Source organism: Shewanella sp. SM69 (assembly GCF_025653985.1).
GTDB lineage: Bacteria > Pseudomonadota > Gammaproteobacteria > Enterobacterales > Shewanellaceae > Shewanella > Shewanella oncorhynchi.
Genome location: NZ_JAKKRV010000001.1, coordinates 573,160 through 597,228 on the forward strand (window position 1 = coordinate 573,160; position 24,069 = coordinate 597,228).

At 46.3% G+C, this 24,069-nt stretch carries 19 protein-coding genes; 11 read left to right on the forward strand and 8 right to left on the reverse strand.

Annotated elements, in window-relative coordinates; translation table 11 throughout:
• Positions 1 to 101 precede the first annotated feature (101 nt).
• From L5M37_RS02675 to L5M37_RS02685, 3 genes are all read left to right on the forward strand, one after another.
• Positions 102 to 602, forward strand: a complete 501-nt coding sequence (locus L5M37_RS02675; RefSeq protein WP_028760534.1) for a glycine cleavage system protein R — start codon at positions 102 to 104, stop codon at positions 600 to 602.
• 460 nt (positions 603 to 1,062) lie between these two features.
• Positions 1,063 to 1,716: a DedA family protein gene (locus tag L5M37_RS02680; RefSeq protein ID WP_263199279.1), complete on the forward strand. Its 654-nt coding sequence runs from the start codon at positions 1,063 to 1,065 to the stop codon at positions 1,714 to 1,716.
• Between the two features lie 173 nt (positions 1,717 to 1,889).
• On the forward strand, positions 1,890 to 2,711 hold the full coding sequence (locus L5M37_RS02685) for a DUF2797 domain-containing protein (protein ID WP_263199281.1): 822 nt from the start codon (positions 1,890 to 1,892) through the stop codon (positions 2,709 to 2,711).
• Between the two features lie 248 nt (positions 2,712 to 2,959).
• Here the strand turns inward: L5M37_RS02685 and L5M37_RS02690 are convergent, their stop codons facing one another.
• Positions 2,960 to 3,643 (reverse strand): DUF4136 domain-containing protein, encoded by a 684-nt coding sequence (locus L5M37_RS02690; protein ID WP_113938903.1) that lies wholly within the window; start codon positions 3,641 to 3,643, stop codon positions 2,960 to 2,962.
• Positions 3,644 to 4,043: 400 nt separating this feature from the next.
• Here L5M37_RS02690 and L5M37_RS02695 point away from each other — a divergent pair, with 400 nt between their 5' ends.
• Together L5M37_RS02695 and L5M37_RS02700 are read left to right on the forward strand one after the other, a co-directional pair.
• Positions 4,044 to 4,637, forward strand: a complete 594-nt coding sequence (locus L5M37_RS02695; RefSeq protein ID WP_113938904.1) for a LysE family translocator — start codon at positions 4,044 to 4,046, stop codon at positions 4,635 to 4,637.
• A 26-nt stretch (positions 4,638 to 4,663) separates the two neighbouring features.
• Positions 4,664 to 5,212 carry a DUF1415 domain-containing protein gene (locus L5M37_RS02700; protein WP_263199283.1) on the forward strand — a complete coding sequence of 183 codons (549 nt, stop codon included), beginning with the start codon at positions 4,664 to 4,666 and terminating at the stop codon, positions 5,210 to 5,212.
• Positions 5,213 to 5,512: 300 nt separating this feature from the next.
• Here the strand turns inward: L5M37_RS02700 and L5M37_RS02705 are convergent, their stop codons facing one another.
• The 7 genes from L5M37_RS02705 to L5M37_RS02735 form a co-directional block, all read right to left on the reverse strand.
• Positions 5,513 to 6,415 carry a cell division protein gene (locus L5M37_RS02705; protein ID WP_107946996.1) on the reverse strand — a complete coding sequence of 301 codons (903 nt, stop codon included), beginning with the start codon at positions 6,413 to 6,415 and terminating at the stop codon, positions 5,513 to 5,515.
• Positions 6,416 to 6,821: 406 nt separating this feature from the next.
• Entirely contained in the window at positions 6,822 to 8,111 is a 1,290-nt protein-coding gene (locus tag L5M37_RS02710; RefSeq protein WP_113938909.1) for an acetyl-CoA hydrolase/transferase family protein, read from the reverse strand.
• Between the two features lie 169 nt (positions 8,112 to 8,280).
• Entirely contained in the window at positions 8,281 to 9,417 is a 1,137-nt protein-coding gene (locus L5M37_RS02715; protein ID WP_263199284.1) for an ABC transporter permease, read from the reverse strand.
• Positions 9,407 to 10,363, reverse strand: a complete 957-nt coding sequence (locus L5M37_RS02720; protein ID WP_263199287.1) for an ATP-binding cassette domain-containing protein — start codon at positions 10,361 to 10,363, stop codon at positions 9,407 to 9,409. Before L5M37_RS02720 ends, L5M37_RS02715 begins: the two co-directional genes overlap by 11 nt.
• The gene (locus tag L5M37_RS02725; RefSeq protein WP_263199288.1) at positions 10,360 to 11,370 is read right to left on the reverse strand and encodes an HlyD family secretion protein; all 1,011 of its coding nucleotides are present in this window, start codon (positions 11,368 to 11,370) and stop codon (positions 10,360 to 10,362) included. The genes L5M37_RS02720 and L5M37_RS02725 overlap by 4 nt, the downstream gene beginning before the upstream one ends.
• Positions 11,370 to 12,071 (reverse strand): TetR/AcrR family transcriptional regulator, encoded by a 702-nt coding sequence (locus tag L5M37_RS02730; RefSeq protein ID WP_131525685.1) that lies wholly within the window; start codon positions 12,069 to 12,071, stop codon positions 11,370 to 11,372. Before L5M37_RS02730 ends, L5M37_RS02725 begins: the two co-directional genes overlap by 1 nt.
• 185 nt (positions 12,072 to 12,256) lie before the next feature.
• Entirely contained in the window at positions 12,257 to 12,604 is a 348-nt protein-coding gene (locus tag L5M37_RS02735) for a hypothetical protein (protein WP_113938914.1), read from the reverse strand.
• Between the two features lie 793 nt (positions 12,605 to 13,397).
• On the opposite strand from L5M37_RS02735, the gene L5M37_RS02740 reads away from it, so the two are divergent.
• The 6 genes from L5M37_RS02740 to L5M37_RS02770 all read left to right on the forward strand — a co-directional run bounded on the left by L5M37_RS02740 (position 13,398) and on the right by L5M37_RS02770 (position 24,038).
• Positions 13,398 to 14,255 (forward strand): hypothetical protein, encoded by an 858-nt coding sequence (locus tag L5M37_RS02740; RefSeq protein WP_028760548.1) that lies wholly within the window; start codon positions 13,398 to 13,400, stop codon positions 14,253 to 14,255.
• A gap of 11 nt (positions 14,256 to 14,266) precedes the next feature.
• Entirely contained in the window at positions 14,267 to 15,595 is a 1,329-nt protein-coding gene (locus L5M37_RS02745; RefSeq protein WP_263199290.1) for a DUF4785 domain-containing protein, read from the forward strand.
• 434 nt (positions 15,596 to 16,029) lie between these two features.
• Positions 16,030 to 19,257, forward strand: coding sequence for a winged helix-turn-helix domain-containing protein (locus L5M37_RS02750; protein WP_131525682.1), 3,228 nt, complete (start codon positions 16,030 to 16,032; stop codon positions 19,255 to 19,257).
• A gap of 20 nt (positions 19,258 to 19,277) precedes the next feature.
• Positions 19,278 to 19,655, forward strand: coding sequence for a DP-EP family protein (locus tag L5M37_RS02755; protein WP_219250208.1), 378 nt, complete (start codon positions 19,278 to 19,280; stop codon positions 19,653 to 19,655).
• A gap of 583 nt (positions 19,656 to 20,238) precedes the next feature.
• Positions 20,239 to 21,267, forward strand: a complete 1,029-nt coding sequence (locus L5M37_RS02765; RefSeq protein WP_105249692.1) for a diguanylate cyclase — start codon at positions 20,239 to 20,241, stop codon at positions 21,265 to 21,267.
• Between the two features lie 176 nt (positions 21,268 to 21,443).
• Complete coding sequence (locus tag L5M37_RS02770) at positions 21,444 to 24,038, forward strand: FAD-binding protein (RefSeq protein WP_263199293.1); 2,595 nt, start codon at positions 21,444 to 21,446, stop codon at positions 24,036 to 24,038.
• The last annotated feature ends 31 nt before the right edge of the window (positions 24,039 to 24,069 follow it).

The window sequence follows — 24,069 nt, forward strand, 5'->3', positions numbered from 1 at the left end:
CTTTATTCTAAGTGCGTTGGATTATATGACGCAAAGATGACAGTTGTGTTACACCCCGTTTTAAAACAGGTGCCTTTTACAAAAAATAGGAGTCAGTCACTATGCTACGATACTTAATCACACTACAAGCACCTGATAGAAAAGGATTAGTAGAACAAATTGCCCATGCTGTGAGTCGTCATGGCGGCAACTGGCTCGACTCAGAATTACGCCATATTGACGGTGTCTTTGCCGCGATATTGTTACTCGAAGTGCCGTCACTGCGCATGGACGAGCTCATTGAGGCCCTAGAATGCATCGATAGCCTGTCCCTCACCTACTCCAAAACCTCGGTCGCCCTTAAGCCCATCAAACGCTTAAGTTACAACCTAGTGGCCTATGACAGACCCGGACTTGTGCTCGATATATCCAATAAAATCAATGCAATTGGCATCAATATCGAGCAGTTTAGTAGTCAATATGAAACCGCAGGCCACACAGGCATAGCCTTATTTCGGGCAACCATTGGCCTTGGACTCACAGATCTCGCCCAAGAAGATCAATTAGTTGAATCCCTCTATGCTCTTGGGGATGATCTCGTGCTCGATAGATTAAGCCGTTAATGCCATTAACTTTTACGGCAAGCTAACACTTAGCACACCAATACATTTAGAGAGTGCACTCGCAATGGCACTTTCAAACAGCACTTTAAGAGCGCTTAAAAGAATGTTTAAAAACCGACATTCGCGACAAGGTGTTCAAATTAAGTTAAGCCAGTGCAATCAATACTGGATAGTTGGAATGCGCATAGGAATCTGGCAAATGGGTTTGTAAGTTGATGTCATCATTCGAAATTTATTAACCCTATAATAATGCTTAATATTTTTACTATAAAAAGCCCACAAAACCCGATTACTGAACCATAAACACACTAACACCAACAAAATTTAATGTTGTAACTGCCTTTCGATTCATGCTCCCTTGGTAGAATAACCCACGAAACACCATAGCTCAGGTTCAAAATTGCCGCTTTCGAGCTTTTCCATCTTTATGTTTTATCAATTATTTTAGGGAGTAGTACGTATGGAGCAGTTATACGAACTGGCCCAAGCCATGATACACAATGATCTGGCGGTTTTAGCCAATCCTAAAATCGCCCTCATGGTCAGCGCATTAATTTGTGGTTTTTTAATGTTAGAAAATGGCTTTATTCCCACCGCATTTTTACCCGGAGATAGCCTACTCTTTCTCACTGGAGTGCTAATTTATCAAGATATTCTTCATATCGGTATTATGCCGTTATTGGTTCTAGCAACCTTTACAGGTACAGCTATAGGTTATTTACAGGGTCGATTTTTAGGGCATACCCAAATTTACCAAAAACTGCTGTCGAATATTGATATCAAACATCAGGAAAAAGCGACCCACCTTATTGATAACTATGGAGTGATAACCCTGCTACTCGCACGTTATATTCCTTTTGTTCGTACCGTTTACCCCTATATTTTAGGTGCAACGGGTATTTCTTCCCGTCGTTTTTTACTCATTAACTTCATCAGTTCAATGGTGTGGATTTTTTCCGTTGTTGGTTTTGGGTATCTCATTAGCCATACCCAATTAGCAACAAAATACCAAACACAATTTATGAGCATAATCATTTACTTACCAGTAGCCTTGCTTACTTTCGGTATTATTGCCTTAGTGTACAAATGGTTAAGTAAAACAAAAGAGGTTTAGGTGCACTCAGTCAATCAGCTCACTTATCGACTTACTTATCGAAAAATCCTATCTAAACTGGCTTGGATAATCTTGTATACTGACGGCCACGCAATGACGATATAACGAAAGCGTGCACTAGAACGCATGATGAGCGACTAAGCTGCACCAGAACGCAACACATTAGGATGACCATGTTAGGAACGCTAAAAAAGATGCGCGTGCAGTTAGATGACGCGCAACAAGTGCAATATCAACTCGTTGTCGGTGATGAGTTACTCCCGCTCAATCCATTGATAGGCAAGCAATTAACCTTGACCCACACGGGCAATATCTTCTGCTGCAACTGCGGTAAAAAGAGCAAGAAGAGTTACTCGCAGGGCCATTGTTTTGTCTGTATGCAAAAGCTGGCGAGTTGCGATATGTGCATCATGAAGCCGGAAACTTGTCATTACGACCAAGGCACTTGCCGCGAACCAGAGTGGGCCCAGAGCCACTGTTTTGTGCCGCATTATGTATATCTGTCGAATACTTCGGGCGTTAAAGTCGGCATTACCCGCCACACTCAACTGCCCACTCGTTGGATTGACCAAGGTGCTACCCAAGGTTTACCGATTTTTAAAGTCTCAACAAGGCAGATCTCAGGCTTAGTCGAAGTAGAATTGGCAAAACTGGTTAATGATAAAACCCATTGGCAAGCCATGTTAAAAGGCCATGCCGACGATATTGATTTAAATGCTAAGGCTGCGGAACTGATCCCACAAATTGAGGCTAAGTTACACGAAATCGGCATGCAAAAAGGCGATTACAGTATCGAGCGTTTGCACGAAACGATTCAGCCAATTCATTATCCAATTGACACCTTTCCGAAAAAGATCACTTCGCACAATTTCGATAAAGATGTGGTCGTCAGCGGAATTTTGCAGGGGATAAAGGGACAGTATTTAATGTTTGATACGGGCGTGATTAACATTCGTAAGTTTTCATCCTACGAGATCACAGTCGAGCACGACTGAAACAGTCTGAAATCAAAATGGAACTTCCCTCCGTTAAAATGAAAAAGCGCGGCAGTTTTCACTGTCGCGCCCTTTATTGAGATGGCTGTCACTAAAGTACCATGTCCCACAGTTCAAAAATGGGAGCTAACACCACAAACATGGGACCAAGACACCTCAATTAAGCACTAATCCCGTTTATCTGGCGAATGCTCCAACCAAAATGCTGACTCAATTCACTTAGAACTGAACTAAAGCTCAAACGCTGACTAAGGAGCCACATTAACCGACGGCATATTGGCCAACATACTGGCAATGAGACTGTCGAAATTTTCGGTTAGCTCATCCATCTTTTTAATGTTGCCAAAACCTTGGGCAAGCACTCGCCAAATTGGCTCATCAACGCCCTGTATTTTAGTGGGTTTAAAGAGCGCTATCACCACGGTACCTTTATCATACTTTTGGGTATTCACACCGTCGGTTGACAGCCCAGCGACTAACCCTGTCACTGCCAAAATTTGTTCATCACTCATTTCAGTTCCCATAGCGACGCCAAAGCCAACCTGAAAATCCGCCAGTAGTGGATCTTCGACCCAGCGATATCCCTTACTCTGCAAAGTTTGCTTTAATACGGCTTGCATGTGTTGCAACACTGGCTGCGGATCTAAGCGTTTATCTGTGATGATTTTTTGAAATTTAGGATGCCAAGTGAATGTCATTGCCGTTGACGGTAATTCACTGAGATCGCCAGACATCACGATTGTGGTTCGCAACGGCTGCGCCGCGTTATCCGTCACAGTTACGCACCCAGTAAGACCTAAAACGCTGCTAAAAAGCAGTATTAACACTCTCAAATACCGACTTAACACTCGGTCGGGAACCCAGCAAGGAACTCGACTGAGCTGTCGATTTAGCACTCCACTTAGCTCACTATGTAATGATGGATTCATCATGCCCTGTTACCTCAATCTATAAAATGCTGTCTAAGGATAGTTGCTATTACTAAAACTGAAAGCTGATATCCATCATAGTGTTAAATCAGCATATTCCAATATATCTTGATTTTCGTACTAACACAGAAAACCATCAAACTGCGCTAGCCCTATTCTCACGCCATTAATCCCATCGAGGCATGTACATATTTTGTTATTCTTTTTAGTTTATAAACTCACTATGTCGTATAGGCGCGGCAACATTTAATCGCTAGAATGCCTCGCCTGCGTTGCAATCAAATGTCGCAATTATAAATAATAGCAACACAGTATTGCGTAACGTCAGATGAGTAAATCGCAGGCTCAATGCGGCAAATAATCACAATGCCATAAAACTAAAATAAAAGGTGTGGATCTATCTATGGAGTTAATACTCGCTATCGCGTTGTTTGCCTTTTCATCGGGGATCACCCCAGGGCCTAACAATATTATGCTGATGACCTCAGGGGTAAACTTTGGCGTAAAACGCAGTATTCCGCATCTTATGGGAATAAGCCTTGGCTTCCCGACCATGATCCTCGCGATAGGTTTGGGCTTGAGCGCCCTATTCCAAAGCTATCCTATCATCCATCAAGTGATTAAAGTCGTCGGCATAGGTTACCTTTTGTATCTGTCTTGGTTGATTGCCAACAGCAGTAGCAAGATGGAAGGTAAAGCCATTGCTAAACCCTTCAGTTTTATCCAAGCCGCGGCCTTTCAATGGGTCAATCCTAAGGGCTGGATCATGGCCGTGGGCGCGATTGCGACGTTCACGTCAGTACAGCAGGATTTGACCCCGCAGGTCATCACTATCGCAACGGTATTTTTGTGCGTCGCATTTCCCTGCGCTATCGTCTGGCTAGGCTTTGGCGTAGCCCTTAAACGCATTTTGAAAAATGAGCGCCAACAGAAGATTTTTAATATCAGCATGGCGCTCTTGCTTGTAGCGTCTATCATCCCTATGATCGCCCCCTAATTTTTAAGCACGAGCAAACGACCGCCATGAACGAAATTGACATGATCACTCAACAAACCGACGACTGGGTGAAAAAAGTGATCATGAAATACAATATTTGCCCCTTTGCCAGACAAGAAGTCGAGCGCGGCAGTATTCGGTATCTGGTGGTGGAACAAACCAAAGTCAAACTCGTACTCAAGGCATTGATCGAAGAATGTCAATACCTCGACGCCCACCCCGAAGCCGAAACCACACTGTTTATTCTGCCCCGTGGTTTTGAGGGGTTTTATGCCTACCTCGACCTCATCGACATGGCAACCGATACGCTTATCGAACACGAGTACGAAGGCACCTACCAACTCGCCACCTTCCACCCAGACTATTGTTTCGATGGCGAACCACAGGACGGGGCAGCCAACTTCACCAACCGCGCGCCCTACCCAACCCTGCACATCATCCGCGAAGCCAGCATGGAGCTCGCTCTCGCCAGTTACACAGATCCCGAAACCATCCCAGAGCGCAATATCGCTTTTTGCGAACGCAAAGGCAGCGACTTTTTCGTCAAACTGTTAGCAGAGTGCATGGGGAAATAGCTTCGTTTCTTTAAACAACAGAGAGCAGTTATACAAAGCAAGACAGGATTTATTGGGCTGTTGACGTTATTCCAAGTTAGACATTAAGCACTATCATTCCAGTGACACGCCGTGAACTCGTCCATGAGGGCTCGACGACGGCATCCATGCCGCCAACGGTCACTTACATGCCAGTGCTTAATTCAGTTAACCTTTGCACATATCTTCGACCCAGCCAGAACAAATATTTAACCCAAATACACTGTCACTACCTTAACTATTTGATCTTCTTATATAAACTTATCAATAACGGCTGACACATCAACAGCGGGTCGCATTCACACCACCCTTATTATTGTTAGACTTGTTCACTTCAATTTCAGCCATTGATTCACGTTCAAACTTAAGAGCTTCGGAACGATCACCGAGATACCGAGGTAGACAACCTAATGCCATAAAGCCACCTAAACTTTGTTCGTGATGACCGACAATTAAGCCGCCGTAACAATTATGCGCATGACAACCACTGAGCAAGGTTGCATTATTTGTAATCAAAATATTACTCGGCCGCACTAAAATCTCTACCCCATTTCTTAAAAATCGGCCTCGTTTTATAACAACTTTATTTGGTGGTTTGAAGTCTATCTCTATAAGTATCTTACGATGTGCCTCCCGAATTGAAAGCCTTGTACCAACTAGCTGGATATCCCATGGTGCAGTAGAGTAATAAAGCTGATTATTTTTAATATGAAGAACTGGTGCATTAAATTCATCAAAAATAACAAGATTTAAGAGTAAATGTCCATCCGCCATAACCAGCCCAATCAAGGGAGTACCATCTACGCTAATAGGTACCATTGCGGTTCCATATCCTTGATCCTCACATGTGAAGCTATTTCCGCCAATCTCAATTTCAGCAGTTTTTCCCGAAAAATGAAGGCAGTATGGTTTAGAAACGCCTTCACGAAGATTAAATGGATCTGAATCAGCATTGCGTACCATTTCTTTGGGCAGGAACCCACCCGTTTTTTCTCTATGGTGTTGATCGCACAATAGCGTTATTTCTTCAGCGACATGGCGCTTAACGCTAGCCCATTCCTCCATATGCTCATATTCATAGAGTGGCATTCCGCAGATAACACAACCGAAGCCACAACGTTGCCTAACCTCTCGTTGAATAGGGAGAGGTATATTCCTACTATTACAATCTTGATCCTTGGTCATTCAGATTCCTTTTTGAAGCTAACCTTTAATTGATGTACTGCACGTTTACCTTAACTAAACCAACAAAATGCACACGCTCAGCCTCCAAACCTGCAGCCTGAACATCAACCTTACAATATATGATTGATTTTAAATGCCGCTAAACTTATCAATATTAATAAAAGTAAGCCCCAAAAATTTTCAAATGGTTAGCACCTCTATCAAATTAAAATTTTAACTATTCTTTAAACCGACTCAAAGATGATGATAAATATCAAATTTTATAATAAGAATCGAATGTAGTAGCTGACGTGACCTTCGATGACATGGATGTCATCGTAGAGCCGCCATGGATGGCTTCACGGCGTGTCACGGAAGCAACTGCACTCGATTTACAACAGGCAACGATTCAGATTCAAGCAATCACTCAAAGAAGTCTTAATCCCCACACATCAAAGGCATCACGACTCAGTTGTTCCCGAAAATCTGGGTGAGCGATGGCGATCAGCGCTTGTGCCCGTTCGCGCAGTGAACGGCCGCGTAGATTGGCGGCGCCGTATTCGGTCACAATGTAATGCACATGGGCCCGAGTGGTGACAACCCCTGCGCCAGGTGATAACACGCTTGCAATGCGAGAAAGCGTTCCGCCCGCAGCCGTGCTGGGCAGCGCAATAACAGAACGACCACCTTCAGATAACCCTGCTCCGCGGATGAAATCCATCTGGCCGCCAACACCGGAATAGATTTTAGTGCCAATCGAATCGGCGCACACTTGGCCTGAAAGGTCGACCTGCAACGCCGAGTTAATCGCCATCACATTGGGATTTTTACGGATAATGGCCGTGTCGTTAACTTGTTCTATGTCCATAAAGATGACCGCAGGATTATCATCAACATAGTCGTATAATTTCTGGCTACCCAAAGCAAATCCTGTGACGAGTTTCCCCGGATAAAAACGCTTCTTGCTGTTGTTAATCACGCCCTTTTCAACCAGTTGTAATATACCGTCAGAAAATAGCTCTGTGTGGACGCCTAAGTCTTTATGTTCGGTTAAACAAGACAGCACGGCATCGGGGATCGCTCCTATACCCATTTGTAAACAATCGCCATTACGCACCAATTGGGCAACATTTTTACCGATCGCCAAACTCACCGCATCCCCCGTCGCGAAGGAATGAATGGGCAACGCCGCGCTCTGCTCATACACAGCGGCAAAACGGTCGATATGGATAAAGCTGTCGCCATGGGTTCGCGGCATTTGTGGATTAATATGAGCGATGATCTTACCCGCGACTTGGCAAGCTGCGAGCGTTGCTTCAACCGAAATGCCTAAGGAACACATGCCATGCTTATCGGGTGGCGATACTTGGATAATTGCGGTATCAATTTTTTGCTCGCCGGAACGAAATAACTTAGGCACTTCAGACAGGAAAATCGGCACATAATCCGCGTCACCACTTTGCAGTAATGCCCGCGTTGGCAGCCCACCGAAAAAACATCGATGGCGTAAATGCCCCTGTAAACTGGGATGGCTTAAGGATTCGGCGCCTTCAGTATGTAACTGTAACAGGGTGAGATTTTCTTTGGTGAGTGCATGCTGCGCCAACGCATCTAATAAAATGCGCGGTGTGGCGCCCATGGAATGAGTCCACAGCGTCTCGCCGCTTTGAATTAAAGCAACCGCATCGAGCGCGCTATGACAAATGATTGGAGGCATAATGAATTCCCTTCGCTAAGCATGATGGCGGCAATCGCCCTAGCGGCAGTGTAAGGGATATCCTAATTAAGCAACATCGATTTCAATGGCTTAGCGCGACTGTTTACTGATAATTTGCGCTATATCAAAACTCAGCACTTTGCCCTTGATGATGAAACTCAGTACAGGGCTAATCCAAGCGCTTCGAAAATCTCATACTGGCAATCAATAACCCAATACAAGTAAAACCTATCATCCACAGGGCATCAAATTGCAGATCCATCACTTGGGCATCGCGCAGCACGATAGCCCGTGACATGCGCATAAAATGGGTTGCGGGTAAGGCTTCGGCAATCCACTGCGCCGCGATAGGCATGGCTTCGTAGGGGAACATAAATCCCGACAAGAGAATCGATGGCAGGAGGATAAATACCGTCATCTGCATCGATTGCAACTGGGTTTTCGCTATGGTCGAAATCACTAATCCTAAGGTTAAACTGGCGCAAATGAACAACATAGCGGCAAGGGCGATAGAATCAAGCCCGCCGCGAATGGGCACATCAAACAACAGATGCCCTGCGCTCAGGATAATGGTCACTTGCACAAAGCCAACCATCACATAGGGCACGATTTTACCCAGCATCAACTCGAGTGGCCGTACTGGCGTAGTGATCAAAAACTCCATATTGCCCTGCTCGCGCTCACGCACTATGGCGGCGGAAGTAAACATCACCATGGTCATAGTCAAAATCACTCCCAACAGGCCGGGCACTATGTTGACCACAGAACGTTGTTCTGGGTTGAAATATTGCACCACTTCAAAACTCGGTATCGCCGTTTTTAGTGCTCTTCCTGCGACTTCATCCAGTGGCATTTGCCTTAGGCTACGAATAGTTGAAGCGACAACCGTATCTGAACCATCCACCAGCCATTGGCCAGCGGGTTGTGCGATATAGGATTGGGTTAAATATTGCTGACCCACAAAGCTTGGGTGACGCACTAAACGCTCATCGAGATCGGCGGGCAAATACAGCACGGCTTTGACTTCGCCGCGAGTGATCGCCGCCTCAGCCTCCGCGGCACTTAAATAACGTTGTTTGAAATCCACCACCTGCGTTGCTTCCACCGCCTTAACCAGTGCGCGACTGTAGGCTGAATCACTTAAATTAACTAACCCAGCAGGCAGATGGCGAGCATCGGTATTGATCGCATAACCAAACAACATCAGTTGCACTAACGGGATCATGATTATCATGCCAAAGGTCATACGATCCCGCGACAACTGCCGCAGCTCTTTGACCACAATCGCAAAAATCCTACGCCACATGGTCAGTCTCTCCCTTGGAAACCCCAGCCAAGCGCTCGCCGGTGCAAGTGACAAACACATCCTCAAGGCTAGCGCGCACTTCTTCCATCGTCCGGCTGGCAACTCTTGGTTTAAGCCAAGCGAGCGGATCTTCAATATCGCTGCGCACTAACACCCGCAAACGACTGCCGATTTGCGCCGCCGACAATACCGCAGACTCGCTGATCAGTGATTGTTTTAAAGTGCGTAAGTCATCCCCTGAGATCTCAACCACCCGAGCCCCCATCGCCGCCATCAGCTGCTGGGGCGAACCGTCGGCGCGTTTTATCCCCCGCTCTAAAATCGCAAGACCATGGCAACGCTCGGCCTCATCCATATAGTGAGTCGACACAAGTATCGTGGTGCCTTGGGCACAGAGATCGAATAAGCGCTCCCAAAACTCGCGTCGATTTTCAGGATCGACCGCCGATGTCGGCTCATCGAGAAACAACAATTCGGGGTGATGTAAGGTCGCTGCCGCTAAGGCCAAACGCTGTTTCTGGCCGCCACTCATGGAGCCCGCCATTTGTTTCTCGCGGCCGACTAAATCGTATAGCGTGACTAACTCGGCTATTCGCAGCTTTGATGCTCGGCGGTTAAGGCCATAAATTTGCGCGACAAACTCTAAGTTTTCCCGCACCGAAAGATTGTCGTACAGGGAGAATTTTTGCGTCATATAGCCTATGCGGCGACGCAGTTTTTCCTCGGCGCCGGGTAAGGTTTCACCCAAAACACGAATATTCCCCGATGTTGGACTCAGCAACCCAGTCAACATGCGAATTGAAGTCGATTTTCCGCAGCCATTGGGGCCGAGAAACCCATAAATAGTGCCCTTGAGAATGGCTAGGTCGAGGTTTTCCACCGCATTGACGCCGCCAAAGGCGCGGGTCATCCCTTGGGTCTCGATAGCAAAATCAGCGCTTTTCATGGCTGCTCCACTTTTTGCTGCACTCCTTGCAGCACATCGAGTTGCAGCACATCGAGTTCAACTTCTAATGCCATGCCAGTAGGTAGATCCTGATCTGTGTCGGAAATCGTGATATCGGTCAAATACATCAGCCGCGCCCGATCACGTTCATTCAGCGCATAAAATGGCGTGTAAGCAGGTTGACTGCGAATATTGCGCACAGTGCCAGCAATCGGTATCTCGCGGCCATCCACAAGAATATTGACGCCATCGCCCGCCTTCACTCTGTCTAACCAAGTCGCGGGCAGGTAAACCCGTACATAGGGATCCTCGCTCGCCAGCAAACCAATCAACTGAGTGCCTGCGGCAATGCGATCGCCGACTCGCCAAGGCAACGTATCGACAACGGCATCACGCGCCGCCACTAAGCTCAAGTCTGCTAAGGCTTTTTGTTCGATGGCTACACTGGCGCGAGCTGCAGCCACCGCCGCTTTGGCCTGCTCTAGCTGCTCACTACGGGTGCCATTTTCTAGTAGTCGCAGGCTTTGCTCCGCCTCAGCTTGCTTGGCTAAACTGGTATCCCGCGCCGCACGGGCCGTATCTAAATCCGCTTGGCTAAGTACTTTAGTGACAAATAAACGGTTTGTTCGTTCAAAGGCTCGCTGAGCCTCTTTCACGCTGGCATTTGCCCCGTCGAGCACGGCCTTGGCGCGTTCTATATCCTCTAAACGCGCACCTGTGACCGCCTCAGAAAGTTTAGCTTTAGCCTGTTCAAGCTCGGCTTGGCGCAGGGCAAGGCGCGCATTGGCTGAGGTTGTATCGAGCTGAATTAACACCTCACCCGCCTTAACCTGTTGACCTTCAACCACATTCACTTGAGTAATCAACTCACCTACGGGCGCGGTAAGTGTCAGCCTGTCCCGCTCGACAGTGCCAAGCACTCTGGGCGGCGCTTCGGTGCAGCCGACTAATAGCAAGATCACACAACCCACACTCACGTGCGTCAGAATTTTAAAATTCACACTCATTACGACTTCCTCGGTTCACGCAGTACACCTTGGGTAAAAACCTGCATATTGTGCAGCGCTAGACGCTGTAAACCATCAGCATCGGCACTAAAAAAGCCGAACTGACGCATTAACACCGGGGGCGCAATAAGCGGAAAAACCATCAGACTCACGAAACTGAGGCGTACTAAATCGGGATCTAATCCCTCCTTCAATAGCCCCGCATTGACTAATGTGGATTCGAGCCATTGCCGCGAGAGGGATAAAATTTGCTCAAAAACAGACAACATAATGCGATAGGGTTCTGAGCCATCGCCTTCCTGTAACACCCGTATAATCAACCGTGGCAATCCCAGGTTAGGTGCCATAACGCGATAATATGTCTGCATAAGTTCACCCAAGTTATTTGGGGCATCCGCAGCGGATATTTCGCGAAAACGCGCTAATACGGGTTCAAGGGTTTCCCGCACCATTTGTTCGAACAGGCCCGCTTTTGAACCAAAATAATAACGAATAAGCGCGGCATCAACCTCGGCTTCGCGAGCAATTTCACGGGTAGAAACGCTGGGATAACTGCGATGACTGAAGAGACTTAGGGCTGCGATAATTAAGCGTTGGCGGGCATCGGAATCCCCTTTCGGACGACCAGGAGTCTGCGGCTGTGATTCAGTTTGGGCGGTAAATGGCACAACCCCCTTTGGGCGACCGGGAATAAGCGACATGGCAAGCTCCAGCAAAATTCATCTATTGATGAATATACTGAAAAGCCGCGTAAAAAGGCAGCAGTTAAATTCCTCATTTTCATTGATATTGAGGAATTTAACCCTAGCACTGCAAGGCTAAAATTTGAGTACCGTTCAATCGAAAAATTAAGCGGCCTTCTATTAAAGATTTATACAGTAAAAGCTTATGCGCCTTTCACTATCGCACTCAAACGGGTAATGAATTGCTGTACGGCTTCAACTGTGTCAAAACTAAAGGCAAGGCCATAGTGGGTTTCGGTCAAACTCTTATGTAAACGTTTGGGGAAACGTGTCATCTCGGCATTGTGGAAATAGTCGTATTTGGCATGCACGCCTGCAATAGTGGCAAGTTCGCCGGAAAAGACTTCGAATGCGGGACGAATAATCAAGTTTGGTGATTTACCGTCGAGGTGTAAATAGAAAGCCTCTTTGGTTTCTGGGAGCATGTATTCAGTAATGTTTTTTATGGTGAAATTAGTGCGACATTGCAGTCCACTTAAGCAACTCACCATCTTATTATGTTCTATCGCCAAACTTATTCTCCCGTGTTTGTTGTCTATTTAGATTAAACCTGCCCATATCGCGCTACTTTTTCTACTCCCAGTCAATCCATGGCTCAGATGACTGATTAAGATAAGAAGAATATCATCTCGGCAATGTTGGTTCTTATCCCGTTTATCCCACTTTACCTCAGCTCAGCCTAATCGGTTTAGTCTTTAAATGCACTAAAGTGATACCCATATCCCAGAGTAAATGGGCGAGTTTGAATTATTTATCACAAAAAACCTTTATATACAGAACGATAAACCTATTAACTCAAACGCTAAGCGGGTGTCACAGAAAATTCTTTTGTGTAAGCAAATCGCTATTTCAAACACGATAAAACAAAATTTAGTTTATTAGGCATTGCTTATCATTAGGTTATCAGCCTTTAGTTTGACATTAAAACGAACCGTTCAAAATGCGACCCTGCGATTGCATTTTATAATGATTGTTTTACTTGCCAGCTTAAAATGTTGCGTCTAGGTTAATAAGCTTGAGTTAAGTCCTGTTGATAATGGCTAAGTTACGGCAATCACATTTGATGCCAACGTAAACTAGCGCATTCACGCTATCCCGTCGTATTCAGGCCTTAAGTCATGTTTTACCCAAAGTGAGTAACCCGCGCTTAAGCGCCTATAAACCGAGCCATGCCAGCCAATTTCAAGCTTATTTACGGCAAATCCTGCATTAACTGACTTGCCCTAAACTGTCGCAACGGACTGGCGGCCACAATCAACAAGACCAACAACACGAGATATAGCCATGAAGATCAAAAAAGCCCTCATGCTCTTGGGTCTGTTCGCTGTCAGCCCAGTAACGTTAGCCGCAACCGGAGTCGCCTTTATCCATGGTACGGGTCACCAGACCAATGCCTTAGCCGATTACTGGACGCCCGAATTTGTTAACTCAGTGCGCCAAGGCATCCCAGTGCCAAACAATTACACAGTGATCAACTGCGACTTTGACCAATATATGTGGGAAGAAAGCGCCGCAGGTTGTCTGGCCACGCAGCTCAATAGCTTTATCCAAGCCAAAAATATCGACGACTTAATTCTGCTGACCCACTCCAATGGTGGCAACGTAGTGCGGTGGATTTTATCTAATCCAACGTGGGACAGCCGTTATCCTGCAGTGATCAACGCCACCTCAAAGGTTATCGCCATCGCGCCTTCCAGTGCTGGTACGCCGCTGGCCGATGCGGTGAACCAAGGTAATGTGTTCGAAACCAGCTTAGGCTGGCTCTTAGGCTATGGCAGCAATGCAGTGAAACAACAGCAAGTCGGTTGGATGGCAAACTACAACAACGCTTGGCTTAATGGCACAGCGGGTCGCCCATCGCTGGGTAAACCCTTCGAAGTCGTGGTGGGCTCAGATGTTGATTCCGCCATTTGGGACAGCGACAGTTACTGCGCGGGTTATCAATACCAAGTCGCGCTCGAAACCACCCAAAACTGGCTCGATAGCTGCTCCGACGGCTTCTTAAATTGCAGCTCGCAAAAAGCGGCTGGCACAGTCTGGTTTACCGATAAACAAAAGACCCGTGGCCAAGAGCCCTTAAGCCATCAGCAGAGTCGTCGTACGTGTTTCAATTTAGACACGCTGATCCGCAACCACATTTAAGGAGCACTAAGATGCACACACTCAGCAAACTTGCCAGTGTCTTGGCGCTAAGCGGACTGCTTACAGCCTGCCAAGATGAAGCCACACCCATAGATCCCAAAACCAATGCCAGCCCTATGTACGCCAAAGGATTAACCTTAGCTGCGCCGAGCGATACCGATTTAGTCGATAGCAATATTGCCAGCCCAACACTCACGCCCATCAACACCAGTACGGATTACATTAGCTTTATCACCCCGCTGTACGGTGAGTATCAAGCGAGTATGCTTAAGCTGGAGCAAGCCAGCCAAAGTGACGAGTATTGGGTCAATGTAACTGGCGCACAGCTTAATGCAGGCGTGGGCCTCACCATGAGCCAAGCGTCGAGCTTAGTGCGCATTGCACCTCGGGGCGATACCAGCTCTGGTACTTTAATGCACGCCGAGGTCATTGCCCCTGAGCGCGTACAAATTCAGCGCGTTACCCCTAATCAGTCACCCCAAGGCAAAGCAGCCAACAGCAGTGGGATAAACACCAATGAGTCACTGGTTAAATCAATGGTCAACGCCGATGCTTTGGCTAGCGCAGGGTTAACCGATGATTCCAGTGCGCTGCAAATGTCGGCGAAGGCCACACCGGGCGAATATCGCCTGCAGGTCAGCCAGCCGTTAACACCGAGCGCCAGCTACTTAGTCAATGTGAAGGAAAAAGGCTCGCCCTATCAACTGAGCGTCAAAGCCCCCACTGCCATCGCGGCGGATGCACAAACCCTTGGGCTTGAACTCGCACTCAGCCAAAGTGATAACGCCTTTGTGCCACAGGCAAAACTCAAGCAAGCCGATGGCAATATGCAACCGCTGGCGATGGTAAAACAAGGGGGGACATGGCAAGCGGTGATTCCCGCGGGCGTCGCACTTTCGAGCAGCAATGCAGGTTTCAGTGAAATTGAAATCACAGTGCAAACCCAAGTCGATGGCCGTCCAGTGCAGCGCACGGTCAAATCTGTCTTTAAGTCTTTTGTCAATTCGGCGAGCATCAAGCCCGAAGTGCTCACGATTTGGGATAAAGGTTTGCCTAACCAAATCAACTTTGAGTTATCGGTCGCCGAGGCGGGACGTTTTGGCTTAAGTGGCACGTTAACAGGCACCAATGCCGAAGGTCAAAAGGTGGCGATTCTACGCACCCAAGCGGCCAATTGGCTGACCCCAGAGTCGCCGAAGTTAAAGCTGATGTTAGATCCTAAGCTCATCCAAGCCTCGGGTTTACAGCCGCCCTTCGAACTCAATGAGTTAGAACTGCAAGATCAAGGTCAAATGGCCAGATTAAGCTATCAAGCCAAGGCACTAACCTTAACGCGCTAATCCAAAGGGACGAATGTTAAGGGGCTAACGTTAAGATACTTAGCTTAACGTGCTGATAAGTCAGGCTTGTTAGCCTTAAGTTCCTCTCTAATACAAAGTGCCCAATCACGGGCACTTTTTTATTGTTGATCTTTTGCAATCGACACCTAAAAGCCATCACCTTATTTAACATCTAGCGCAAAGCACAAACTGTTGACAGAAAAATGACAAGCTAAAGACTATTTACCACACCTCACCCTGATAAAATTTACATTGATTATCAAGGGTTATTCCTTTTAAATAACAATCATCAACGGCATAATGTCAACGTCTTGACGTCAGACCTTTGAATGACAAGCATACGGTTCTTTATAACAATACGTATAACAATAAGAGTGACTCACAGCGCAAGTTTTTACCGTGCCATGGTCAATACTCAATAAATGGACATCGTTATGAGTGACAGCACATTTTTCTTTGGTGAATGGCAAATCAATCCCAGCGCCAATAGTCTGCTCCTTGGCAAACAAGTCAAACAACTTGAGCCCAAGGCGATGGATGTGCTGCTATTTCTCTGTCAACGGGCGGGCGAAGTCGTCAGCAGTGATGAAATAGTCAGCCACTGCTGGCCAGGTGTAGATACCGGCGACAATCCACTACACAAAATTATCAATCAGTTACGTCGAGCATTAGGCGATAGCGCCACAGAACCCACCTATATAGAAACCATACGCAAACGCGGCTATCGCACCTTAGCCGAAGTGCGTTTTCCTATCGGACACCAAGCCACCGCCAGCCCACAGAGTTGGCAAGGCGGCTCGCCCTTTCCGGGACTGCAAGCCTATAGCGCTAATTATGCCGAGGTGTTTTTTGGCCGCAGTGAACAAATCAGCACTTTGCTTAACCGGATAAGCCAACAAATCCTGTTTGGCCGTGCCTTCTGCCTGATCTTAGGTCCAAGTGGCAGCGGTAAATCCTCCCTGATTAATGCGGGTGTTGTGCCCAATTTAATGAAGGGCGACGGCTATAACGGCATTGGTGTCGCGTCATTCAGCAGCTTAGATTTTGCCGATGTGAGTAAAGGGCAACTACTCACCGATCTTGCCAGTGCAATGCTCGACTGGGAAATCAACGACATCCCAGTATTCGAAGGCATGAGCGCTGAGACTCTGGCGATTCAACTCGTCGAAGATATCCAAAGCGTGATCAATCAGTGTACCCAAGCGCTCAAGGCTAAACCCTTTTCCAATCCGTTTTTTGCCTTGTTTATCGACCGATTAGAAGTGTTGCTCTCATCACCGCTATTTAGCGATACCGAACGAACCCAGTTCATAGAATTATTGGAACAACTCGCCACCTCAAAAGCCGTGATTATCATCAGTGCCTGTCGCAACGATTTTTATCCTTTATTGGTCAATTACCCAAGCTTAATGGCGGGTAAAGCCCGCGGCGCCCACTTTGACTTAGCGCCGCCAACACGCACTGAGCTATTACAAATGATCCGCCTGCCCGCGGTGGCTGCCAACTTAAGCTGGGAAGTTGACAGCGACACCGCGATGCCGCTCGACGAAATGCTCTGCAGCGATGCCGCCAGTAACCCAGATGCGTTGCCTATGTTGCAATACACGCTGCAAGCCTTGTATTTGCAACGCAGCGCCGACGATAAGTTATTAGTCTCGGTTTATCATGCACTTGGCGGTATTGAAGGGGCGATTGGCAAAAATGCCGAGCAAGCGATTTCCCATTTAAGCGATGCCGAAAAAGCCAGCCTACCGCGGATTTTATCCCTGCTAGTGACTCTGCGTGAAGATGAAAAGTCCATCACCAGCCGCACCGCTCGCTGGTCACAACTACAAAGCACCGCTGAAACCGCCCTAGTGCAAGCCATGGTCGATAGCCGCTTATTCGTGTCGCATCTGCAAAATGGTGAACCCTGTTTTAGCATCGCCCACGAAGCACTTTTACGCCGTTGGCCGCGGGCAACCGCTTGGATTAGCGAGCATAACGACAGCTTAAGCATTAAGAGTCGCCTACAGCATTTATCTAAGCGTTGGCTCAGCGAAGCCAAACACAGCGCTTATCTGCTCGCCGACGGCAAGCCGTTGAAAGAGGCCCAAAGCCTCAGCCAAAATCCGTTATTCGATTTAGACGATCCCGAAACCGCCTTTATCGCAGCCTCCAGCAAACGCGCCAATATGCTGCGCTGGACGAGGCGCCTAACCGCCACCCTATTATGCGTCCTCACCCTCACCTCCATTATCATGAGTGTACGCAGCATAGAAGCTGAAAAACTCGCCCTGCAAAAACGCCTCGCCGCCGAAGATTTACTCGGTTTCATGGTGGGCGACTTCGCCGACAAGATGCGCGGCATCGGCCGTATGGACTTACTCGACGGGATCAGCAATAAGGCACTGGAATATTTCACTGATTTTTCCAATAAAGAGGATGATGCACACTTAAGTTTTGACGCCCGCTTCCAACACGGCCAAACCTTAGAGGCCATGGGGGAAGTCGCCTATTCGCGCAATAAAATCGATGAAGCCCGCAGCGCATTACTCGCGGCGCAAGAAAAAATGTTGCCACTGCTCGAATTGCAGCCGGAAAACTTAGCCCTACTGAAAACCTTAGGTGCCAATGCCTTTTGGTTAGGACAGCTTAAGTATGATGTGAGTGATTGGGCGGCATCGCGCCCCTTCTTCGAGCAGTACTTAGCCTATAGCCAAACTATGTACGCCCTTGCGCCCGAAGATAAAGATGCGCTCATGGAACTTTCTTACGCCCATAACACTTTGGGCTCAGTTTCGATGAAGCAACAGGAATTTGCCAAAGCACAACAAGATTTTGAAGAGTCGCTAAGGCTTAAATTGCTCGCCTTGGCAAAAGCGCCTGAGGATAGTCAGCTAATTGCGGATGTGGCCAATGCACGTTCTTGGTTAGCGAGTGCGGCAGTGTCACAAGGTGATGTACTTTCAGCCATACAGATCCACACTCAACTCCAACAAGAACTAAGCAATAACATTAAACAGCCATATATATTAGATAGACTAGCAGCCAGCCATCAAATTCTTGCTAAGTTATACGATTATCAAGATCTACCAGAACAAGCCCTAAGACAAACCCGACTTGGTTTGGAAGCAATATCAAAAGCGCTAGAACAAGATCCTAAAAACGATATTTGGACAAGACAAAATTACTATTTACACTTCAATCTTCTAGCATTTGCACGCACTGATTCTAATGAGATTACAAGATTAAAATCTTTACTAGATTCAGATATTGATTTGAATTCTTCATCGAAGAGAGACGAAGTGTATGCAAGCTATTTTCTTGCATCAGCACAACACTTACAACGACAAGGTAAGTTTGATAAAAGTATAGAATATGCTGTGCTAGCAAAAAATGAATTTCTTAAGTTATCAAAAAAATTCAATCAAAATATTAACTTCATTTCAAACTTATCGGAAAGTATTCTATTTGAAGCTAAAACGGTCAAAAATTATAAAGCCAAGCATGAATTATGCAACACTTCAAAATATTTACTATTACCTATAGTAGAAAAAGATAAATCACCAAATTTCACCATTCATTATGTTAAAGCCCTTGACTGCCTTGGCGAAATTATAAGCGATGACAATCTTAAACATTTACTATTAAAATCTCATATAACCAATACCAAATTTTAACCAAAAGAAAGGAAGTTAATATGTTCGCACCACAAGGCTCGGCTCAATTTATTAAAGTCAATGTTAATCTAGAAAATGGCGAACCTGTATTTATTTATACAGATGCTAATGGTGAACAATGCCAAGGGGATGTGACTATCACCCAAGCTGGTACTGTTACCTACTTGCTAAATGATCAAACAGGAAAAGGTTTAAAATTTGTTGGGGTCGGCTTTGTTACCCCATTCGATGATATTGTCGATGCGGTAACCATCAGCAGCGATGGTATGTTAGTACAACTCGTCGATCTAGATAGAACGTCGGGAACTACTAAGTTCCAATTTGTATTGAGCAATACTACTAATACCTTACTGATATTAAGTCCTGATCCAGAAATTATCAATCGTCCTCAAAACTAATCGAAATGCCCAACCTTTAATCGGGCTGGGCAGTTTCTACACCCGAAGAAAAGGGGAAAAGCGGGGACAGCCATGTCTTTTTGTGCTTTGTCCCCTCTTATACTAGCCTTTACATTATCTTGATTGCGTCTGTTTGGAGCAGATGATGATCCCGGCCAGAAGAATGCTTATCGATGCTAATACAACGCCCTTCTATCATGTGATAAATCGCTGTGTCAGAAGAGCTTTTCTGTGCGGTGAGGATAAACTCACAGGCCGCAGTTATGAGCATAGACGTGACTGGATTGTCGATAAAATCAAAGCATTATCCACCATCTTTAGACACTAAAATCCTTTGCGCTTGCCGCTTAATAGCCAAAAATCCACTCATGGGTACCGCTCTTTCAACTTAGCCATGCCCAAAAACCTCGCACGTTTCAGCTAAACCTGAGAATTTACCGTGAGAAGAGTAAATTTAAAACCTTTATAAACAATAGATTAAATCGGAAGGTAAGCAGAAGGTATCTTTTCTTTGCGAAGAATAAAGTCATCATCAGAAAAGCGCTTAGCGCAGATGGCATTAGGTTCACGGAGAATGATAACAATGACAAGCTCACCTAAACTGACACGTTCACAACATCCATTATCACTTGTGGGTGAAGGCAATGGTTCACAGTGCACTGCGCAGCAAGGCTTGGTCGAGCCCGCATTGCCGTTAACCTTCTTCGAACATGCCTCGATTGAAACGATTCAACAGTTTATTCAGCATCTGACTGAACCGGTGATTATCGTCAATGCCCAAGGTTACATTTACTTTAGCAATAGCAAAGGTGCTGACTTACTAACATGCCCGCAGGCCAGTTTGAAGGGACAAGATTGGCGCAACTTTTTGACTGAACACCACCAAGCTCGCTATGACAATCTGCTGAGCAATGATATTAAATTAGGCAAAAATTGCGGTATCCCAGTGCAGCACTCCGCCGAAGAAATCACCCTCATTACAGCCTCAGGCAAAGCAAAAGATGTTGAGCTTTCCATTTCCTACATCCCCAGCCATGAACCTCTGTTTGTGATGATGATGCACGATTTGACGCAGCACAAAGCGGAAAATCAAAAGCTACGTAAATTGGCCGCCACAGATTCACTGACTGGGCTGGCGAACCGCCGATATTTTGATGAAATGCTGCATCACTATTGGGAAGAATGCACAGGTAAGTTGCGCCCGATCAGCGTGGTGATTATCGATGTGGATTACTTCAAAGTGTTCAACGACCAATTCGGCCATATCCAAGGCGACGAATGCCTACGTAAGATTGCCAAAGTGATTGCTGACATAGTGCCGATAGAAATTGGCCTGGCAGCGCGTTACGGCGGCGAAGAGTTCGCGCTAATTCTGCCAAGCCACAATGCCAAAATGGCACTCACCATTGCCCAAAAAGTACAGCAAGGGATTAATGACCTGCGCTTTACCGAGCAAGGGCTGCGCGATTATGTCTCTGTGAGCGCGAGCCAAGGGATTGCGAGCGAAATCAATGGCCAGTTCCGTACCTCACTCGCCATGCTGTGCGCCGCCGACACCGCATTATACCGCGCCAAAGCCGATGGTCGTGACAGGATCAATACATCGCTTTAATACCTATTAATTGCCGACTTGTTTGCCCGCAACTGATTTACCCCAAACTGATTTACCCAAAACATAGTTACCCGCGGCTTAGTTACCCACGATTGATTAACAACGGGATGAATGACCTCAGTAGCGCTTTAGCGTATTGAGGAAAACACATAAAGCACACGAAAGGACTCATGAATATGGACAAGCTTGAGGCATCAAGAAATATACGGGCAGTGATTGAAAAAAGCTTACCCGTGAGCACGTCACCCCTTGCCATATTTACTTACCAGTGTTGGGTAAAAACCAGCGCAGGTGGGCGTGTGTTCCATTATAAAACCGATCGAGAAGATACCTATTTCGCGGTGGACATTAATTCACTGGGGCATATTGAATGCGTGATTAATACCACCTTGCTGCGGGTTGAGGCAATATCAACCTTAGGTGGACTCAATGACGGCCAGTGGCACTTATTGTCTATCTGCCATGAATACCATGAAATCAATTGTTATGTGGATGGTGAAATTACCCATACACAACTCAATAATCTGTCACTGGTTGCCGACAATGAGTTTTTAATTGAAAACGTGTCTTTACCGAATCATCGCGATACACATTTCGATGGTGAAATATTTGGCATCACCTTGCTTAATCGATTATTAACCCGAACTGAAATCGTTGACTATTACCGTAATCCAGCGCAACAAAAATCGATTAGCGAAAATAACCTTTATATTTATCAGCATCAAGATGCACATAATATTCGTGGTGAAAACTTTATCCCACTTAAAAGGCAAAAAGTGCTGCTAGTTATATTTAATGATACTGAAAATCAATTCATAAAAACCACTACGGATAGCAATACCTATAATCAACAATTGCCTAAGATTATTCCGCCCCACGAACGCCGAGCCTATATTATTGAATGTAATTATAACACTTGGCCTAATTTTAGTTATTTAGTGAATTACACGGCGAGTAATCAAGCGGATATTACACTCAATATTGAAGTATTTAAATCGCTGACGGCCTATCGCTCTAATGTTAAAGTCACAGTTGCAAATGAACTCGAACGGGATTGTCTGATTATTCAATCGACCGAAGAAGAATTAAGTGCTGAAGTGCGTATTAGTGAAAACTTAGTGATCACTCAAGCCAAAAACTTTGTTAATTTCATCAATGAAGTTCGCGCACACATTCCGGCCGATAATATTATTACCGGTGGCCATTATTATAGTGAGCAGCAACTCTCGGTCAGCACGGGTAAGCAAATGATCGCCTACCAACAGGCTTGCCAACTGTTCAACCGCAGATTACAAAAAAAGCCACTGGCGATCATCAAATGCACGTCAACTGAAGAAGTCAAAATCGCCTATAAGGCGGCCATCGATTATAACTTGCCAATCAGCGTGCGCTCGGGTGGGAATGATCACGAAGGTGAAAGCACTGAAACGAATACCGTAGTGTTAGATCTGTTGAAGATGGATAGCCTCACTTTAGATCCCATCACAGGTATTGCGGCCATAGGCCCAGGCAATCGCTTTATCAATCTCACCACTGCGCTTGCCAAACAAGGCGTGATGATCCCCCATAGCACCTGTGGCAGTGTTGCCATAGCGGGATTTATTATGGGCGGCGGCTCAGGACCTTGGACCCGCAAATATGGCATGTGCTGCGAATCCCTATTACAGGCAGAAATCGTCCTCGGCATTGGTGAAACTCAAGTCGTCTCTGTTGCCAATAAACCTGAGTTACTCTGGGCGCTTAAGGGTGGCGGCGGATTAAGTTACGGCATAGTGACCCGCTTTTTTGTTCAAACCTTTCCACTACCGCCTTGCCTTATCAAGTTTGAATTAGAATGGAATTGCTACGATAAACAAACCCATGAACTCATTGAGCACACCCCAACTAAAGACATTTTACAGCGCTGGGAAGCCATCATAAATGCCGACAGCACTGGCTGTTTGATTGGCACTAATCTCAAGATTAATGCCAAACATTTACCCGTAGAACAACACAAAACACCCGACATAGACACTGAGTCAATTACGCATAACTGCTTGATGTATGGTTTTTGGGAGGGTAATTCCGCCAGCCTAAACCACTTTATCCAGACACAATTTAATGAATTTGGCCTAGTGCCCAATGATATTCGCATTGAGGGTATGGGCGGACTCACCAAAGCCTACGGTGAAAACTTAATGCCCAGTTGGGAAAGGGAATCTTTTCATCATCTGCAAGCTGACTTGCAAGGCATAAGCCGCTCACCGACGCCACCCGATTTGGATGAGCCCGCACCCCATAAAGTCACCTCGCGCTTAGTCAATCAAACGGGCCTGAGGGACGGTTATAAGCCACTGCTCGAAAGCTTAACCTCTCGCTATGTGCTTGAAGGCAATCACCAACTGGGGCTATTTACCTATGTTACCCTTGGCGCCATTGCGGGCGATTATTATCGCACTATGGGCGAAGAGCAAAAGAGTCGCAGCGCCTTCCCCTACAAGGACAGACAATACACAATTCAATATCAAACTTGGTGGAATAACGCCCTGCAAGAGAAGCAACAATTGCAGGATAGCCAAGTGTTTACCCGCATTAATCGTGCGCTCGATTGGATTGATGCCAGCCGAAACTATGACATCCCCAACACCTCGGGCGCTTTTATCAGTTTCAAAGATAAGGCCATTCCTACAGATGTGTACTTCGACCATAACTACGCCGCGTTAAAACGGATTAAGGCGGCCTACAGCCAAGATAGCTTTAACCATTTCCGCTCACGTAAAAGCATTATTTAAGTTAATACATCGGCATAGCCTAGGGTGAGTT

Excerpts from the sequence above, each read along its gene's own strand:
- L5M37_RS02730 (WP_131525685.1), bottom strand. The coding sequence starts at position 12,071 with ATGTCGCTTATTCCCGGTCGCCCAAAGGGGGTTGTGCCATTTACCGCC.
- L5M37_RS02700 (WP_263199283.1), top strand. The coding sequence starts at position 4,664 with ATGAACGAAATTGACATGATCACTCAACAAACCGACGACTGGGTGAAA.
- L5M37_RS02690 (WP_113938903.1), bottom strand. The coding sequence starts at position 3,643 with ATGATGAATCCATCATTACATAGTGAGCTAAGTGGAGTGCTAAATCGA.
- L5M37_RS02750 (WP_131525682.1), top strand. The coding sequence starts at position 16,030 with ATGAGTGACAGCACATTTTTCTTTGGTGAATGGCAAATCAATCCCAGC.
- L5M37_RS02740 (WP_028760548.1), top strand. The coding sequence starts at position 13,398 with ATGAAGATCAAAAAAGCCCTCATGCTCTTGGGTCTGTTCGCTGTCAGC.
- L5M37_RS02685 (WP_263199281.1), top strand. The coding sequence starts at position 1,890 with ATGTTAGGAACGCTAAAAAAGATGCGCGTGCAGTTAGATGACGCGCAA.
- L5M37_RS02675 (WP_028760534.1), top strand. The coding sequence starts at position 102 with ATGCTACGATACTTAATCACACTACAAGCACCTGATAGAAAAGGATTA.
- L5M37_RS02715 (WP_263199284.1), bottom strand. The coding sequence starts at position 9,417 with ATGTGGCGTAGGATTTTTGCGATTGTGGTCAAAGAGCTGCGGCAGTTG.
- L5M37_RS02765 (WP_105249692.1), top strand. The coding sequence starts at position 20,239 with ATGACAAGCTCACCTAAACTGACACGTTCACAACATCCATTATCACTT.
- L5M37_RS02735 (WP_113938914.1), bottom strand. The coding sequence starts at position 12,604 with ATGGTGAGTTGCTTAAGTGGACTGCAATGTCGCACTAATTTCACCATA.
- L5M37_RS02755 (WP_219250208.1), top strand. The coding sequence starts at position 19,278 with ATGTTCGCACCACAAGGCTCGGCTCAATTTATTAAAGTCAATGTTAAT.
- L5M37_RS02695 (WP_113938904.1), top strand. The coding sequence starts at position 4,044 with ATGGAGTTAATACTCGCTATCGCGTTGTTTGCCTTTTCATCGGGGATC.
- L5M37_RS02720 (WP_263199287.1), bottom strand. The coding sequence starts at position 10,363 with ATGAAAAGCGCTGATTTTGCTATCGAGACCCAAGGGATGACCCGCGCC.
- L5M37_RS02705 (WP_107946996.1), bottom strand. The coding sequence starts at position 6,415 with ATGACCAAGGATCAAGATTGTAATAGTAGGAATATACCTCTCCCTATT.
- L5M37_RS02745 (WP_263199290.1), top strand. The coding sequence starts at position 14,267 with ATGCACACACTCAGCAAACTTGCCAGTGTCTTGGCGCTAAGCGGACTG.
- L5M37_RS02770 (WP_263199293.1), top strand. The coding sequence starts at position 21,444 with ATGGACAAGCTTGAGGCATCAAGAAATATACGGGCAGTGATTGAAAAA.
- L5M37_RS02725 (WP_263199288.1), bottom strand. The coding sequence starts at position 11,370 with ATGAGTGTGAATTTTAAAATTCTGACGCACGTGAGTGTGGGTTGTGTG.
- L5M37_RS02680 (WP_263199279.1), top strand. The coding sequence starts at position 1,063 with ATGGAGCAGTTATACGAACTGGCCCAAGCCATGATACACAATGATCTG.
- L5M37_RS02710 (WP_113938909.1), bottom strand. The coding sequence starts at position 8,111 with ATGCCTCCAATCATTTGTCATAGCGCGCTCGATGCGGTTGCTTTAATT.